The 16,128-nt window shown below is 62.5% G+C and carries 14 protein-coding genes and 4 tRNA genes; 7 read left to right on the plus strand and 11 right to left on the minus strand.

All coding sequences use genetic code 11. The annotated features are described in order from the left end of the window. Positions 1-76: 76 nt before the first annotated feature. Positions 77-1,462, plus strand: a complete 1,386-nt coding sequence (gene argH, locus LRL22_RS10715; RefSeq protein WP_270905370.1) for an argininosuccinate lyase — start codon at positions 77-79, stop codon at positions 1,460-1,462. 75 nt (positions 1,463-1,537) lie between these two features. Here the strand turns inward: argH and LRL22_RS10720 are convergent, their stop codons facing one another. Then, a complete protein-coding gene (locus LRL22_RS10720) occupies positions 1,538-1,993 on the minus strand; it encodes a hypothetical protein (protein ID WP_058058655.1) in 456 nt (151 codons plus the stop codon). Positions 1,994-2,438: 445 nt separating this feature from the next. On the opposite strand from LRL22_RS10720, the gene LRL22_RS10725 reads away from it, so the two are divergent. Next, the gene (locus tag LRL22_RS10725; protein ID WP_270905371.1) at positions 2,439-3,131 is read left to right on the plus strand and encodes a B3/B4 domain-containing protein; all 693 of its coding nucleotides are present in this window, start codon (positions 2,439-2,441) and stop codon (positions 3,129-3,131) included. A 76-nt stretch (positions 3,132-3,207) separates the two neighbouring features. On the opposite strand, the gene LRL22_RS10730 is transcribed toward LRL22_RS10725, so the two are convergent. The 6 genes from LRL22_RS10730 to plsY all read right to left on the minus strand — a co-directional run bounded on the left by LRL22_RS10730 (position 3,208) and on the right by plsY (position 5,563). Beyond that, positions 3,208-4,380, minus strand: coding sequence for a CD0519/CD1768 family membrane protein (locus LRL22_RS10730; RefSeq protein ID WP_270905372.1), 1,173 nt, complete (start codon positions 4,378-4,380; stop codon positions 3,208-3,210). 106 nt (positions 4,381-4,486) lie between these two features. Then, a tRNA-Asn gene (locus tag LRL22_RS10735) sits at positions 4,487-4,562 on the minus strand. 8 nt (positions 4,563-4,570) lie between these two features. Then, a tRNA-Phe gene (locus LRL22_RS10740) sits at positions 4,571-4,646 on the minus strand. A gap of 3 nt (positions 4,647-4,649) precedes the next feature. Further along, positions 4,650-4,725 (minus strand) — tRNA-Thr (locus LRL22_RS10745). A 52-nt stretch (positions 4,726-4,777) separates the two neighbouring features. Beyond that, positions 4,778-4,853: transfer RNA gene (locus tag LRL22_RS10750), tRNA-Phe, on the minus strand. 47 nt (positions 4,854-4,900) lie between these two features. Further along, entirely contained in the window at positions 4,901-5,563 is a 663-nt protein-coding gene (gene plsY / locus LRL22_RS10755; protein WP_270905373.1) for a glycerol-3-phosphate 1-O-acyltransferase PlsY, read from the minus strand. Between the two features lie 157 nt (positions 5,564-5,720). On the opposite strand from plsY, the gene folB reads away from it, so the two are divergent. The 3 genes from folB (at position 5,721) to LRL22_RS10770 (ending at position 7,216) form a co-directional block, all read left to right on the plus strand. Beyond that, positions 5,721-6,092 (plus strand): dihydroneopterin aldolase, encoded by a 372-nt coding sequence (gene folB, locus LRL22_RS10760; RefSeq protein WP_270905374.1) that lies wholly within the window; start codon positions 5,721-5,723, stop codon positions 6,090-6,092. After that, positions 6,092-6,601, plus strand: a complete 510-nt coding sequence (gene folK, locus LRL22_RS10765) for a 2-amino-4-hydroxy-6-hydroxymethyldihydropteridine diphosphokinase (RefSeq protein WP_103252347.1) — start codon at positions 6,092-6,094, stop codon at positions 6,599-6,601. Before folB ends, folK begins: the two co-directional genes overlap by 1 nt. Before the next feature lie 126 nt (positions 6,602-6,727). Then, positions 6,728-7,216 carry a YbaK/EbsC family protein gene (locus tag LRL22_RS10770; protein ID WP_270905375.1) on the plus strand — a complete coding sequence of 163 codons (489 nt, stop codon included), beginning with the start codon at positions 6,728-6,730 and terminating at the stop codon, positions 7,214-7,216. Here LRL22_RS10770 and mdtD read toward each other — a convergent pair. Beyond that, positions 7,188-8,603 carry a multidrug transporter subunit MdtD gene (mdtD, locus tag LRL22_RS10775; RefSeq protein ID WP_270905376.1) on the minus strand — a complete coding sequence of 472 codons (1,416 nt, stop codon included), beginning with the start codon at positions 8,601-8,603 and terminating at the stop codon, positions 7,188-7,190. The two genes, LRL22_RS10770 and mdtD, sit on opposite strands and share 29 nt — an antisense overlap. 11 nt (positions 8,604-8,614) lie before the next feature. Continuing rightward, positions 8,615-9,223, minus strand: coding sequence for a TetR/AcrR family transcriptional regulator (locus LRL22_RS10780; protein ID WP_270905377.1), 609 nt, complete (start codon positions 9,221-9,223; stop codon positions 8,615-8,617). A 90-nt stretch (positions 9,224-9,313) separates the two neighbouring features. Here LRL22_RS10780 and LRL22_RS10785 point away from each other — a divergent pair, with 90 nt between their 5' ends. Both LRL22_RS10785 and LRL22_RS10790 read left to right on the plus strand, forming a co-directional pair. Next, positions 9,314-10,414 (plus strand): efflux RND transporter periplasmic adaptor subunit, encoded by a 1,101-nt coding sequence (locus tag LRL22_RS10785; protein ID WP_270905378.1) that lies wholly within the window; start codon positions 9,314-9,316, stop codon positions 10,412-10,414. After that, positions 10,411-13,518, plus strand: coding sequence for an efflux RND transporter permease subunit (locus LRL22_RS10790; protein WP_270905379.1), 3,108 nt, complete (start codon positions 10,411-10,413; stop codon positions 13,516-13,518). The genes LRL22_RS10785 and LRL22_RS10790 overlap by 4 nt, the downstream gene beginning before the upstream one ends. Here LRL22_RS10790 and LRL22_RS10795 read toward each other — a convergent pair. Together LRL22_RS10795 and LRL22_RS10800 are read right to left on the minus strand one after the other, a co-directional pair. Next, positions 13,503-14,630 carry a CobW family GTP-binding protein gene (locus LRL22_RS10795; protein ID WP_270905380.1) on the minus strand — a complete coding sequence of 376 codons (1,128 nt, stop codon included), beginning with the start codon at positions 14,628-14,630 and terminating at the stop codon, positions 13,503-13,505. The two genes, LRL22_RS10790 and LRL22_RS10795, sit on opposite strands and share 16 nt — an antisense overlap. A gap of 9 nt (positions 14,631-14,639) precedes the next feature. After that, positions 14,640-16,034, minus strand: coding sequence for a D-arabinono-1,4-lactone oxidase (locus LRL22_RS10800; RefSeq protein WP_270905381.1), 1,395 nt, complete (start codon positions 16,032-16,034; stop codon positions 14,640-14,642). Positions 16,035-16,128 lie beyond the last annotated feature (94 nt).

Genomic DNA, 16,128 nt, shown 5'->3' on the forward strand with positions numbered 1-16,128 from the left:
GGCTCGCAGAAAAACAGGGCACGATTTCAAGCTCGGTGGCCAGGGCGCCGCCGACAACGCATTCAAGGAGAGCAGTATGGCACTTTGGGGTGGACGCTTCAGTCAGGGAGCCGATAGCCGGTTCAAGCAGTTCAACGATTCGCTGCGGTTCGATTACCGCTTGGCGGAGCAGGATATTCAAGGCTCCATGGCCTGGGCTCGCGCGCTGGTGAAAGTGGGAGTCTTGACCGCCGATGAGCAGGGCAAGCTGCAGCAGGCGATGGAGGTGCTGCTCGCATCGGTGCAGCAGGATCCCCGGCAGATCCTGAGTTCGGACGCCGAAGATATCCACTCCTGGGTCGAGAGCCAACTGATTGCCGCCGTCGGCGATCTTGGCAAGAAGCTGCACACCGGCCGCTCGCGCAACGATCAGGTCGCCACCGACCTGAAACTCTGGTGCAAGGCGCAGGGCGAGCTGCTGCTCGGCTCCATCACCGCCCTGCAGCAGGGGCTGGTCGCCTCCGCTCGCGCCAATCAGGCTGCCGTGCTGCCCGGTTACACCCACCTGCAGCGGGCACAGCCGGTCACCTTCGCCCACTGGGCGCTGGCCTATGTGGAGATGCTGGAGCGGGATTACTCCCGGCTGCAGGATGCCCTCAAACGCCTCGACACCAGCCCCCTCGGCTGCGGCGCGCTGGCGGGCACTGCCTACGCCATCGACCGCGAAGCGCTGGCGCTCGACATGGGCTTTGCCGGCGCCACCCGCAACAGTCTGGATTCGGTCTCCGATCGGGATCACGTAGTGGAACTGATGCACGTGGCGTCCCTCTCCATGACCCACCTGTCGCGCTTTGCCGAAGACCTTATCTTCTACAACACCGGAGAGGCGGGCTTTGTCGAGCTCTCCGATGCGGTCACTTCCGGCTCGTCGCTGATGCCGCAGAAGAAGAACCCGGATGCGCTGGAGCTTATTCGCGGCAAGACCGGTCGGGTGGTGGGCGCCCAGATGGGCATGCTGATGAGCCTTAAGGCGCTGCCGCTGGCCTACAACAAGGACATGCAGGAAGACAAGGAGGGGCTGTTCGATGCCCTCGACACCTGGCACGACTGCCTCGATATGGCCGCGCTGGTGCTGATCGATCTGAAGGTTAACGGCGAGCGCACCATGGCGGCGGCGCAAGGCGGCTACGCCAACGCCACCGAGCTGGCGGACTATCTGGTGGCCAAGGGAATTCCGTTCCGTGAAGCGCACCATATCGTCGGCGAGACCGTGGTCTACGCGATCCAGGTGAAGAAGCCGCTGGAAGAGCTGACCATCGGCGAGTTCCAGCGCTTTAGCCCGGTGATCGAGTTCGACGTCTACCCCAATCTGGAGCTGGAAGCGACCCTGGCCAAGCGGGTCGCCAAAGGCGGCGTCGCCCGCGAGCAGGTTGAGGCAGCTCTGACTGCTGCCGAACAGTGGCTGGCCAAGCGGGTGGGATAAGCCAACCGGCCTGTCATTCGAACAAGAAAGCAAAACGGCAACCTCAGATTGCCGTTTTTTATTGCTCACCGCCGTTCAGGCACTGGCATTGAGCAATTTGCCAACTCCCTCCCCCTTGCCATTGGGCAGGGTCTGTTTAAAGGCACCGAGCAGCTGGTCGAGGTTGAGATGGCTGGCACCGAGGGAATCCTTGAGGGTATCGAGCTCGCTTTGCAGGGCATCGAGGCGGGTACTCTGGGTGCCGCTCGCCAGCTGGTTGCGGGCGCTCTCGATGGCGGCAGGGAGGGATTGGCCGCCATTCTCCTGCCCCAGAGTCTGCATCAGCTCCCCCATAAAGTGGTTGATGGCAGCGCGATTTTGCTCGCTATTGGCACCCTTGATGCCGAGTCGCTGGAACAAACTCTGGACGGTCGGGGCGAGGCGCTCTTCCTGCACGGTTTGCTGCACAGGCTCAGGTTTGCTACTGCTGCCAAGCAGCTGACTGCCCAGCTTGAGAGCGATCGAGGCAAGGGGAAACAGGCTGCTGATCATGATATCTCTCCGCGACAACGACCCTTGATTGTGTTGCCAAGAGGAGTGCATAAGCGGGGCCAAAATTTAGTGAACAGCACAGGGCGAAACCAACCCATTGAGCCACCGAGTGATTTGAATCGCCGCCTTGTGTTAGTGGGCATTGCGGCTGAGGTCATCACAAGAGAGCCGAGCGGCCAGCGGCTGCCGCTGCAGATCGAAGCGGCAAAGGGGCATTGCCGCAGCAAACCGGAGGCGGCAGGGCTCCTCTTCGCTATATGCCGGTACATGCCCGCCATCCCCTCGATTACGTCATTTTTCATTCATGAAACTTATGGCTATTAAGATCATGTGAATTTTCTTATCTAATATGTTCGCGCAAGATGGCTCTCAAACCGGATTTGCCGTCACCGCAATGCTGGCCGGCAGCCGCCTTCTCCCTGCCTCTTTCGTTTATGGAGTCGCTATGTCCCTGATCACCCCCTATATCTCCCCCGAAGTCAGCCAGCTGGCTCCCGGCTTTCGCGCTTTGAGCATCAAGGTGCAGGCCGCCGCCGTGGTCGACCCGAACGTGGGGGCGCGCGCCCTTGATGAAGCCTGCACCGCCATGCTGACCGCCGATGTGCCGTGGGCAGAGGCGCATCTCGCCGCCTGGGGCGAGCTGTTCAGAAAATTTGGCGCCAAGCCGCAGCGAACTCCCTGTTCCGCCGAGGCTCTGAGAAAGCGGGTCGCCCGCGACGGCAACCTGCCCGCCATCGATCCCGTGGTCGATCTCTACAACGCCATCAGTATCCGCTACGCCATTCCGGTGGGGGGCGAAAACCTGCTTGCTTATGAGGGACTACCGCGACTGGTGATAGCCGATGGCAGCGAGCAGTTCGATACCATGAAGGGGGGCGAACCCGCACACGAATCTCCGGAACCCGGCGAGGTGGTCTGGCGGGATGACAAGGGGGTTACCTGTCGGCGCTGGAACTGGCGGCAGGGTGTGCGTACCCGACTCAGTGTCGATTCGGGCCAGATGTGGTTTATTCTGGAGAGCCTGCCCGAGATGCCGCTGGCTGCGCTGCATGAGGCGGGGGAAAAACTGGTCGCCGGACTGCGGGAGATGATGCCGGAAGCGGTGATCACACAGAGCCTGTTCGGCGATGTTGAGTAAATAGAAGGACGAGCCAACTCGTCACCGATAGATACAGAGAGGGGCGCCACAGCGCCCCTCTCTCTTTTCACCCTGCTCAGCCCAGCAGTAGATAGAGCTGGTGAGCCGCCACCCCGGCGCACAAGCCGCCGACCGTGTGGGCAACAATGGCGCGGGAAGTAAGGTGGCGATAGCCGAGGGCATCGAGCATGGCGGTGTGGGTGCTCAGGAAGCCACTCCAGCACATCCCCATGGCGGTAAACACCGCGACCTCGTTACCGGTGATCCACCCCTTGGCGATAAAGGGGGGCACCAGCGACATGGCGGCACCAACGGCACCAAGCGAGGTAGCCGGGAAAGCGACCAACTCCGGCTGCTGGAAGCCAAACAGCAGGTCAAACAGCCAGCTCACCTTGGCGGCCAGCACCGGCAGCAGGGCAACCCCTTGAAACGCTTCGCCGGTATAGCCCTTGTCGCCGGGGCCGAAGGTGAGCAGCATCACGAAGGTACTGATGATCAGCACCCCGGGGATCACCGCCATCCCCAGCTCCACGCCAGATTTGCCGCCATCGAGCAGAGAGTTGAGGATCCGCAGCCAGCCGGGAGCCGCCTCTTTGGTCACCCCTACCTTGCGGCCGTCGGACGATATAGCGTCATCGTTCAGCACTTCCCCCACCAAGGGGCGGATCATCCGTTGCATCAATCGGGTAGAGACCACCGAGCCTACCAGAGCGCCGAGCAGCCCGATGAGCGCCGCGCTTGCAGTGGATTCACCGCCCGGCAGCTGCAAGGTGGCCATAAAGGTCACCACGATCAGCCCCATGCCAAAGGCTGTGCCGAAGTTGGTGAGCGACACTAGCTGCCAGGGGGTGAAGCCCTTGCGAAAGCGGCTGTCCTTGGCGAGGCTGATCACCGCCGGGTTGTCGGAGAAGAAGGTCATCAGCGCCGCCAATGCGGTACGACCGGGCAGACGAAACACCGGTTTCATCAGGGGTGCCAGCAGCACCTCCAGCAGTCGGATCACCCCGAATTCGCTCAAGAGCTGGCTGAGGGCGCCGGAAAGTACGGTGATCCCCATGATAAAGAGCACGGTATTGAGCAGCAGCTGGTGGGCGGTATTGAACAGGGTGTTGACCATGGCGGAGAGGCCCATCTGGCTGCCGAGGTAGCCAAACAGGCTGCCCAGGATCAGCAGCACCAGCACGGGCTCAAGCCACTCGCGGATGGTGGCCAGTCGCCCCTTTGAGTCTATAACTACTTGATTTTCCATATCTATCCTGCCGTCATTCTGTGCGTGTGTGATTGTTGTTATGGTAAAAGAGCGGTGTTGAACCAATGAAAAAAAGCCCTTGTCTTGCGACAAGGGCTTTTCGGTTTGGCTCCTCCTGCTGGGCTCGAACCAGCGACCTGCGGATTAACAGTCCGTCGCTCTACCGACTGAGCTAAGGAGGAATTATTCGTGGTGCCCAGAGACGGAATCGAACCGCCGACACGGGGATTTTCAATCCCCTGCTCTACCGACTGAGCTATCTGGGCAAATGGTGCCGGCTACCGGAATCGAACTGGTGACCTACTGATTACAAGTCAGTTGCTCTACCTACTGAGCTAAGCCGGCACACTTTAAACCATTGTGCATGAACAAATTTTTATTTCATGGCACCAAATTTTGGTGCCCAGAGACGGAATCGAACCGCCGACACGGGGATTTTCAATCCCCTGCTCTACCGACTGAGCTATCTGGGCGTGGGCGCTATTAAACGGATTTTAAGGCGGATGGTCAACGGGAAATTTCACTTTTTGTCTCGTTCGTCTCTTTTTTGCGCAACATCGTCCATTTCTGCCACTTCCTCGGCACAGGCCGCGCGTTTTCGCCCCCAGACTCTGGGTTCTTCCCCCTTGAGCAGGCGGGAGATGTTCTCGTGATGGCGGAGCAGGATAAGGCAGGAGAGCAGCGAGACTGGCAGGGTATATTCGGGTTTGAGCAGGTAGGTAAAGAGCGGCGTCAGCAGCACGGTAATGATGGAGGCCAGCGAGGAGTAGCCGCTCACCAGCAGCACCAGCAGCCAGGTGCCAATCACGGCGCCCCCCATGGTGAAGCCGATGGGCAGCATGGTACCGAGCGCCGTCGCTACCCCCTTGCCACCACGAAAATGAAAGAAGAGGGGGTACATATGGCCGAGACAGGCGGCGACCCCGATAAAGCCGAGGTAGACGGGTTTGATCTGCAGATACCAGGCGAGATAGACGGGCACAGTGCCCTTGAGCACATCGAGCAGCAGCACCACCAGCGCCGCCATCCGGCCACCGAGGCGCAGCACATTGGTTGCCCCCGGATTGTGGGAGCCATGATCCCGCGGGTCGGGCAGACCGGTGCAGCGAGAGACCAGCACAGCACTGGATAGTGAACCACCCAGGTAGGCCAGAATAATCATCAAAATCGTCAGGGCCGTCATCTTGGTCGTTTTTACCACGATATGAATGGGGTATGATGCGGGCCACATACGCTGGCATGGGCCCATGCCCACCCAGAGCGCCTCGGCAAGCCTGTTGCCCGGCCAGCATCCCTGCGCTGTCATCACAGCCCATCAAGAGTAAAGAAGAAGTACAGTCATGGACAAGGTGTTTATTCGCGGACTCGAAGTTTTGACCACCATAGGTGTATATGAGTGGGAGAAGGGCATTCGCCAAAAGCTCCGTTTTGACCTCGAGATGGGGTTCGACAACCGCCCCGCGGCAGCAACCGACGACATTAATCTGGCACTGGATTATGCCGACCTCTCCAACAAGATTTGCGAACATGTCAGCGGCAAGGTGGTCGAGCTGGTCGAGACCATGGCCGAGCAGGTCGCCATGCTGGTTCTGACCGACGCGCGGGTGCAGTGGGTCAAGGTGACCCTCACCAAGCCGGGCGCCGTGCCCAATGCCGCCGGGGTCGGCGTCGAGATCCTGCGCCATCGCACGCCGGCCGCGAGCAGCAACTGATGACCACCATCTATATCAGCCTCGGCTCCAACATCGAGCGGGATCGCCATATTCGCGCCGGGCTCGATGCCCTGCACGCCGAATTTGGCGAGCTGCGGGTCTCCCGGGTATTCGAGAGCGAGGCGGTCGGCTTCAACGGCCGCCCCTTCTACAACCTGGTGGCGGCTGCCGAGACCGATCTGCCGCTGACCACCGTCTGCCAGCGACTGCGGGCCATGGAGTTCGCCCACGGCCGCGAGCCGGATGCCAAGAAGTTCGCCCCGCGCACTCTGGATCTCGACCTGCTGCTCTATGGCGATCTGGTCTGCGACACCCCGCTGGTGCTGCCGCGCGGTGAAGTGCTCACCAACGCCTTCGTGCTCTGGCCGCTGGCCGAGCTGGCCCCCACCCTGCGCCACCCGGTCGATGGCCGCACCATGGGCGAGCTGTGGCAAGCCTATGACAAGGCCTCCCAGCAGCTGTGCCCCATTCCCTTTCACTGGGAAGCGTGCGAATTGCAACATCACTGATCCACAAGGGCGCCTCACGGCGCCCTTGTTGTTTGCACGGACAGAGTTGCTTATCACTGATAAGAAAGTGTCATTGGGCCTGACCCTGCGAGGCTGGCAGGATAGCGCCCACTACAGGAGAACCCCATGCCACTCGATACCATTCACCATTTCAACTGCCAGCTACTGGCCGAACTGCCCCACCAGCGCTATGAGCATGAACCCATTCTCGACTACGCCACCGATGAAAAGGTCAAAGCCCGCCTCGGCTGGCAGGCGGAGTTCAGCAAGACCCTGTTTCTCAAGTTCAAGGATGGCCGCTTCGCCCTGCTGCTGACCCACAGGGACGGACGGCTCGACAACAAGGCTGTCAAAGCCGCACTCGGTGGCAAGCCCTCCATCTGCACCGCCGAAGAGATGCAGGCGGAGATCGGCTGCCTGCCGGGGGCGGTCTGCCCCTTCCTGCCCCGCGCCGATATTCCGCTACTGGTGGATCCGCAACTGCTCAACCACACCGCCTTCACCTGGACTCCGGGCCACCCGGAGCAGACCTTTCTGCTGGCGACCGAATATCTGGCCGAGGTACTGGCGCAGCTCCCCTGCGAGGTCAGCTATCTGCCCGCGCCGACGGCGTAGCCCCATCGCGCGCCAGCTGGGCGAAGATCAGCGCCGCCAGCATGGAGAGCAGCCCGACACAGAGGTAGGTAAGGTGGAACCCGGCCAGCCACTGCCCCTCGGCCACTAAGGTGCCCGCTGAGGTGCCCGCCGAGAAGAGCCCGAGCAGGCTGGCGGCAATCGCCACCCCCAAGCTCATGGAGAGCTGCATCACCACCGAGAGCAGACCGTTGCCACTGCTAGCCAGGGTCGGGCTGAGATCTTGCAGCGTGAGAGTGTTCATGGCGGAGAACTGCAGCGAGTTGATGGCGCCGAAGATCGCCAGCCAGCCCAGCAAGACCCCGTAAGGGAGCTGGTTGTCGATAAAGTAGAAGCTGGCGATCATCGCCCCCAGCAACAGGGTGTTGCCGATCAGGATGCGGCGATAGCCCACCTTCGGAATAAGCTTGTTCACCAGCGTCTTGGTCAGCATGGCGCCAATCACGGTGGGGATCATGGTCATCCCCGCCTTGCTCGGGGAGAAGCCGAGCCCCAGCTGCAGAAACAGCGGGGTGAGGAAAGGCATGGCGCCGCTGCCAAGGCGGGCAAACAGGTTGCCCCAGATGCCGATGGCAAAGGTGGCAGTCTTGAACAGGCTCAGGCTAAAGAGCGGCTGCGGTGCATTGGCGGCATAGAGCCAGTAGCTCGCCATCGCCGCCAAGCCGAAGATCAGTGCAAACAGCGCCCAACCGGTGGAGATGCTGTGCTCCCCCAGTCCCTGCAAGCCGACCGACACCAGCACCATGCCGACGCTGAACATCACAAAGCCCTGCCAGTCGAACCGGGCGGTCTGCTGCCGCAGCTCCGGCATAAAGTGCCAGCTGGCGATAAAGCCGAGCAGCCCCACCGGCAGGTTGATGAGAAACACCCAGTGCCAACTCGCCACTTCCACCAGCCAGCCACCGAGCGCCGGCCCCATCAGCGGGCCAAGCAGCCCCGGGATGGTGACAAACGACATCACCCGCAGCAGCTCGTGCTTGTCATAGACCCGCAGCACCGCCAACCGGCCCACCGGCATCAGCAGCGCACCGCCAATCCCCTGAAGCACCCGGGCGGCCACCAGCATGGAGAGCGAATTGGCAGCGGCACAGGCGAGCGAGCCGAGCGTGAAAAGCGAGATGGCGGTCAGATAGATGCGGCGGGTGCCGAATCTGTCTGCCAGCCAGCCGGAGGCCGGGATCAGCAGCGCCACCGTCAACATGTAGGCAATGATCACCGACTGCATCTGCAGCGGGCTCTCTCCCAAGGTCTCGGCCATGCTGGGCAGGGCAGTGTTGAGAATGGTGCCATCCAGCGCTTGCATAAAGAAACCGACCGCCGCCAGCAGGGGCAGCCACTTGCGCTGGGCATCTGTCACTGTGTGGCTCATGGCCACCTCCATTATTTTTGCGGGGGAGCGGCGGCGGTCAGGAAGAGATCGACACAACTCAGGGTCCAGGCATCCTGCTCGGCAGTGCTCTGGGTCAACGGCAGACCCAGCTCACGGAGCATGCGCTCCTTGCCCTGCCACATCAGCAACAGCTGCAAGGCGGCCTGTTCGCTGTCTTGATGGCACAGCAGGCCTTGCTGCTTCTGCTGCTCCAGCCAATTGGACAGCATCTCGGTCACATAGAGCGGGCCCGCCTCGAAAAAAAGGGTGGCCAGCTGGGCATCGTTGCAGCTGATGCAGGTGCGAAAGATATTGATGGCATCATCGCTCAGGATCAACTTGCGAAAGCTGCGACCAAAGGCAATCAGGCTCTCCCGCACATTGTTGCCACGCAGCAACACCTCCGGCATCAGCTCGCTGCTGACGCACTTGCTGCCCACCGCTTCGGCAAACAGCGACTCCTTGTTGGCAAAATGGCTGTAGACCGTCTGCTTGGAGACGCCCGCTTCACTGGCCACCATGTCCATGCTGACCAGATGCAGACCGTGCTGACAGAAGAGCCGCCCGGCAGCATCGAGGATCGCAGCCCGCTTCTGCTGACTACGGGGTGAAATGTTCATTTTTCCTCCACAATCAAACTGGACAGTCTAGTTTCGAAAAACTAGACTCACCGGTGTGATTTGATGTTATGTCAACCAGAGGATGATGTCATGACACTTTGCTTAATCCTGCTGGCGCTGTTACTGAGTGGCTGCAGCCCGGTCACAGAGTCAGAAAAAACACCCGCCCTGACCCGGGTGATCGCCCAGCCGCTGCAGGCCAGCGATCACTACCCGGTGCTGCACCGCTTCAATGGCCGAGTGATCGCCCCCGAGCACAGCCAGATAGGCTTCGAGCAGGCAGGGCGGATTGCTACCCTGCACAAGGGACGCGGAGAGCCGGTAGCGGCTGGCGAACTGCTCGCCACACTGGACACCCGGCTGCTGGCAGTGGAAGCCAAAGAGCTGGCCGCCCGGGCCGCCCAGAACGAGGCCGAACTGATCCTTGCCCGGCAGACGCTCGATCGACTCACTGCCCTGCGCCAGCAGCAGTTCAGCTCCCGTCAGGCGCTGGATGAACAGCAAGGCAAAGTCCGCATGCTGGAGGCAAGCGCCAACCAGCTGGCCGCCGCCCTCGAAGCCAACCGGGTCAAACAGGAAAAATCACAGCTGCGCGCCCCCTTCAACGGGATTGTGGTCAGCCGCGAGCAGGCATTGGGGGCCGTGGTGGCCGCAGGCCAGCCTCTCTTCTCCCTGACCCGCAGCGGCCAGTGGGAGGCCGATATCGGCGTGCCGGTGAAACAGGCCGAGACCCTGATCGTCGGCCAACACTATCCCCTGCAAAGCGGTGCGCAATCACTGGAGGGGCGCCTGCTTAATCTGGGGGTACAAGTGGACGGGCAGACCCACACCCGCACCGCCCGCTTCCAGCTGACCCGGGGCGGCGAACAGCTGGCAGAGGGGCAACTGATCACCCTGTTGCATCAGACCCGCGAGCCCACCCGCGCCTACGAGGTGCCGCTCACCGCGCTGACCCAGGGATTGCGCGGCAGCTGGACCCTCTATCTGCTCAACGATGAAACGCCACCCCGGGTGGTCAGTCGGGACGTCACCCTGCTGCAGCAAGATGGCGAGCGGGCCTGGATCAGTGGTGCCCTGAATGGACAAGAACAGCTGGTGACCGATGGCCTGCATAAACTGGTGCCGGGCCAGCAGGTCACCCTGACAACCAGCGTGGATCATCAGGCGGCGCATCCGGAGCCACAGTCATGATCCGCCCGTTTATCGAGAATGGCCGCCTGCTGCTGTTGACGGTCGCGCTGCTGCTGACGGCCGCCCTTGCGGCATTGCAAACCCTGCCCAGAACCGAAGATCCCCAGCTCACCAGCCGTTTTGCCAGCGTGGTTACCCACTTCCCCGGGGCCAGCGCCGAGCGGGTGGAGGCGCTGGTGAGCGAGCCCATCGAGAACCGGCTGCGGGCCCAGAGCGAGATCAAGCTGATCGAGTCGAGCTCTCGCCCCGGTCTCTCCATCATCAATCTGGAGCTCAAGGATGAGGTCAGCGATGTCGAGCCCGTCTGGTCCAGAGTCCGAGATCGGCTGGCAGATCTGGCCGCCGTGCTACCAGCCGGCGCCAGTGCCCCCAAGCTGGATGATGAGAAAGGCTACCCCTTCACCCGGCTGGTCAATGTGGTCTGGCGCGGGCCGGGCCAGCCGCAGCTGGATCGCCTCGCCCGCTACAGCGCCGAGCTGGAACGCCGGGCTCGCCAGCTGCCGGGTACCGAATACGTCGAGCGGGTCGGGGCACCACAGGAGGAGATCGAGGTACGGTTCGATCCCCTCGCCCTCAGTGCCAGCGGCATGAGTGGCGAACAGCTTGCCCAGGCGCTGAACGGTGCCGATGCCAAAGTGGCCGCCGGGGAGTTGCAAGGCAGCCACAATCGCTTTCAGGTGGAGATCCGTGGCGCCCTCGATACCCTGGAGCGGATCCGCCAGATCCCGCTGCGCACCGGCGAGCAGGGCCAGACCCTGCGCCTTGGCGATCTGGCCGAGGTAAGACGTACCCTGCACCAGCCGGAGAGCCAGCTGGCCTTTGCCAATGGTGAGCGGGCCGTGGTGGTCGGCCTGCGCATGGCACAGGATCACCGCATCGACCTCTGGTCGGCACGGGTCGACACCATGCTGGCCCAGCTGCAACAGGACTTGCCGGATAATATCGGCCTCGTCACCAGCTTCGATCAGCAGCGTTATACCGATCAGCGGCTCGACACCCTGCTCATCAACATTGTGCAGGGCTTCCTCATCATAGTGGCCGTGCTGCTGGTGACCTTGGGAGTCAAGGCCGCCATTATCGTGGCCCTGTCGCTGCCGCTTACCGTGGCGTTCTCATTCGCCTGCATGAACCTGATCAATCTGCCCATTCACCAGATGTCGGTCACCGGTCTGGTGGTGGCGCTCGGGATCATGGTGGACAACTCCATCGTCATGGCGGATCGGGTGCAGTATCAGCGCCGCCACGGCATGGCCATGAGTGCCGCCGCACTGGAAGCTATCGGCCACCTCTGGCTGCCACTGCTGGGTTCCACCCTCACCACCATGCTCGCCTTTATGCCGATCATTCTGATGCCGGGCCCCGCAGGCGAGTTTGTCGGCGGCATCGCCTGGGCGGTGATCTGCTCGCTGCTGGGATCCTACCTCATCGCCCACACCCTGGTGGCTGGCCTCGCAGCCCGCTGGATTGGCAGTGACCAGGGGGGACGCTGGTATCAGGATGGCTTGCACCTGCCCCGGGTGAGCGCCCGTTTCCAGCAGAGCATCGCCATGGCGCTGGCTCACCCCTGGCGAACCCTGCTGCTGGTCAGTCTGCTGCCCCTGCTCGGTTTCTGGGTGGCGGGCCGCCTCACCGAACAGTTCTTTCCCCCTGCTGACCGGGACATGATCCACATCGAGGCCAGCCTCTCCCCACAGGCGAGCCTGGCGCGCACCCGCGAGCTGGCACTGGGGATCTCCGCCGAGCTGGCCAGCCTCCCCGAGCTGGTTCGTCAGGATTGGGTGGTGGGCGACAACGCCCCCAGCTTCTACTACAACCTGGTGCCCAGAAAACAGGGGCGGGCCGATTACGCCCAGGGGATGATCACCCTGCAGGATGCCGATGCCGCCGAGCGGCTCATTCCACAACTTCAGCAGCGGCTCGATGCAAAATTTCCCGAAGCGCAGATCCTGGTGCGCAAGCTGGAACAGGGGCCGCCGTTCAATGCCCCGGTCGAGCTGCGGCTGTTTGGCCCCGACTTTGAACAGCTGCACCATCTGGGAGAGGAGCTGCGCAGTCTGCTCGCCAATACCCCGGCAGTGGTGCAGACCCGCGCCACCTTGCAGGCCGGGGCCCCCAAACTCTGGTTGCAGGTCGATGAGGAGGCCGCCCGACTGGCAGGCATGAGCCTGACCGATGTGGCCTCCCGGTTGGCGGGCGCACTGGATGGCAGGTTGGGCGGCACTGTGCTGGAAGGCACCGAGTCAATCCCGGTTCGGGTGCGACTGGCCGAGCCCTTGCGTCAGGATCCGGATGCGCTGCTCAATGTGCCGCTATCGCTCACCGGCACCGGCCAGCAAGGGGCTGCCAATCTCACCTTGCGGGCACTGGCCACTCCCGAGTTGCTGCCAAGCTGGGGGGAGATCAGCCGTCGGGATGGTGAGCGGGTCAATGTGCTGGAGGCCTATCTGGCGGTCGGCGTCCTGCCGCAAACCGTGCTGGAGCAGGTCAAAGAGAGGCTGGCCGCCAAGGCGCTGGCGTTGCCGCCGGGCTATCGACTGGAGTTTGGCGGAGAAGCCGCCAAGCGGGATGAATCGGTGGGCAATCTGATGGCCCATGTCAGCCTGGTCGCCGTGCTGCTGGTGGCCGTGCTGGTACTCAGCTTCAACTCGTTCCGGCTGGCAGGCATCGTCACCCTGGTGGCGATCCAGTCGGCTGGGCTCGGGCTGCTGTGGGTCTGGCTGCTGGGGTACCCCTTCGGGTTTACGGTGATCATCGCCCTGCTGGGACTGATGGGGCTGGCCATCAACGCCGCCATCGTCATTCTGGCTGAGCTGAAGGCAGACCCGCTGGCACAACAGGGCAATCTGCCGCAGATCCGCGATCTGGTGGCCGGTTGCAGCCGCCACATCGTCTCGACCACCATCACCACGGTGGGCGGCTTCATCCCGCTATTGCTGGGGGGCGGCGGCTTCTGGCCACCCTTTGCCATCGCCATCGCCGGTGGCACAGCGCTGGCGACCCTGCTCTCGTTCTACTTTGTGCCGGTGGCGTTTGTGTTGTTCAACCGTCGCCGTCCTGACCCGGTGCAGGAGAGCTACAACGTGCAAGATCAGTTGTCGGGCTGACCCAGCATGGCTTTGAGCCGCTCTTCCAGAGTGGGCTCGGGGGCCTTGAGGGTCGCCATAAAGAGCTGCTCGATACCGGCCTTGTCCTGACATTTCACGATAAACACCAGTCGGGACTGGGCCTTGCCCTCCGGCCAGTCGCCCAGCGCCTGCAGCGGATAGAGCTGGCCGTGGACACCGTGGATCACCACCGGCTGGCTCTCTCCCTCCAGCTGCAAGATCCCCTTGAGGCGCAGCAGTGCATCGCCATACTTCGCCTGCACCGCATCGATGGCGGCCAGCAGGCGGGAGGGCTTGAGCGGCTCACCGATACGCAGGGAGAAACTCTCGATGTTGCCGTGCTCGAAGTGGGTGGGCGCAGCCGTGCCCACCTTGGCGGCGAACGGTTGCATCTTCGGCTGCATCGGTGACGCCAGCCCCTGCTTGGGGGATTCGGTGCGCAGCCAGGCCAGCAGCTGGCGCACATCGCGCCCCGCCGCTTCGTTGTAGGCGCCCAGCTTCTCCAGCACCGCTGGCGACAGTTCGCCATGGGTCACCTGCTGGATCGGGGCCGCTGGATTGAGGGCTGCCAATTGGGCTTCGACCCGCGCCAGCTGTTCGCCGTCCACCAGATCCCCCTTGCTCACCACCAGCAGATCCGCCAACGCCACCTGTTTCACCGCCTCATACTGGGCCGCCAACTGCTGCTCGATATGACCGGCATCCACCACAGTGACGGTGCCATCGAAGCGGTAGCGCTGGGCGATAAAGCCCTCTTCCCTCAACGTGAAGAGCACGGGGGCCGGATCGGCGAGGCCAGTGGTCTCGATAATCAGCCGCTTGAACGGTTTGATCTTGCGCTGGATGGCCTTCATAAAGAGCCCCTGCAGCGCCTCCACCAGAGAACCCTGTACCGAGCAGCAGATGCAGCCGGAGTCGAGCAGCATCACCTGCTCATCCACCTGTTGCACCAGATGGTGATCCAGCCCCACCGAGCCGAACTCGTTGATCAGCACGGCGCACTCACCGAGCTCCGGCTGCTTGACCCAATGGTTGAGCAAGGTGGTCTTGCCGCTGCCGAGAAAGCCGGTCAGCAGGGTCACAGGGATACGGGTATCTTGCATATCGGTCATGTCAGATCCTTACCGGTTGGCAAACAGGTCGCTGAGCCAGCGGTTTTCAAAGCGGCCGTGGGGGTCGAGCTCGGCTTTCAACGCCACGAAGTCGTTCCAGCGCGGCAGCAGGGTCGGGAAGTCGTAGAGATCCATCGCCAGATGCTTGCCGAAGTGGGGTATGCCGCCAAGCGGCGCCAGCAGTTGCTGCAGCTCGCGCATCTGCTCCATGGAGCCGTTGACGAAGGTGCCGTCCGCCGCCAGATAGACCAGAAAACCGATCCAGCAGACCGGCTGGCCGTAAGCGGCACTTAGCCAGGCCTCGGAGGGGCCGGTGCAGCGCAGGATAAAGGGGTAGTGCAACACGCCCGGATTGGCCTGCTGCCAGGCTTGCAGGGTCTCCAGCGCCTCGTTCATGCGATGCAGCGGCACCGCCACCTCGCAGTTGATCTGGGGCGCCGGGATCCCCTTGCAAAGAATTTGGTAGACGTTGCCCACCAGATCGGAGGCATCCTTGAAGCGGCGCACCGTCTCGAAGTGCTCACCGGCCAGCGCCTCATCCTTGGTATCTTTCGCCATCTTCTGCAAGGTGGCATCAATGGTGGCGTTCATGCGGGCGTCGATATCGCCATCCAGCAGCAGCGGCTCGCTGCCGCCAGCGCGGTAGCGGGCCACCTCGTCATCGGAGGCGGGATCCACCAGCCAGATGTGACTCTCGCCGGTCCAGGCAAACCACCAGCTCTTCACAAAGCCATGCTCGCGGTTGAGCCGCTCGTTGTGCTCCAGCAGGAAGGGGTAATCGGTGGTGAACTTGGTGCAGCGCATAATGCGGTTGGACACGGTGCGCAGGGTGACGTCGAGCAGGATGCCGAGCATCCCCATTCCCATCACGAAGGCACCGAAGCGCGGGTCGGTGCGATCCACCAGGATGATGTCGCCACTGGCCAGCATCACCGTCATCGCCTCCACCGCATCGCAGAGGGCAGACTGGTGCAGCCCCTGACCGTGGGTACCGGTGCTGAGGGCGCCGCCCAGGGTCTGGATGCCGATAACGCCCGGGGATGCGGGCAGCATCCGCTCCATGGCGATCAGCTCGGCATAAACGGTATCGAGCGGCGTACCCGCCTGATAGGTCACGGTATCGGCGGTTTTGGCCAGCTGGCCGCGCAGGTGGTGCAAGTCCACCAGCAGCGCCTGACTGCCCTCGGCATAGACGCTGTGGATGGGTTCGAAGGAGAGGCCGGAGCCGATAAGGCGCAGCTTGCGTTCGGGGTGTTCCCGCAGCAGCGCTTGCAGCTCGTCGCGGCTTTTCGGGCGCCACACCTGATCCAGCGCCCCGAGGGGATTGGTTCTCGACCAGTTGAACAGCACCTCCCGATTACCGATCGCCTTGATGCTGTGAAATGCCTGGAACTGAACCGTCATACCGCGCCTCATCTTTTACTGACGTCAAAATGAGCGCTGATTCTACCGAAAAGCGAGCCGCAAGGCATGAAAAACAAGCCCCTGCACTCGAGGG

The sequence above is a fragment of the Aeromonas sp. PI_26 genome (genome assembly GCF_027854445.1).
Classification (GTDB): Bacteria; Pseudomonadota; Gammaproteobacteria; order Enterobacterales; family Aeromonadaceae; genus Aeromonas; species Aeromonas veronii.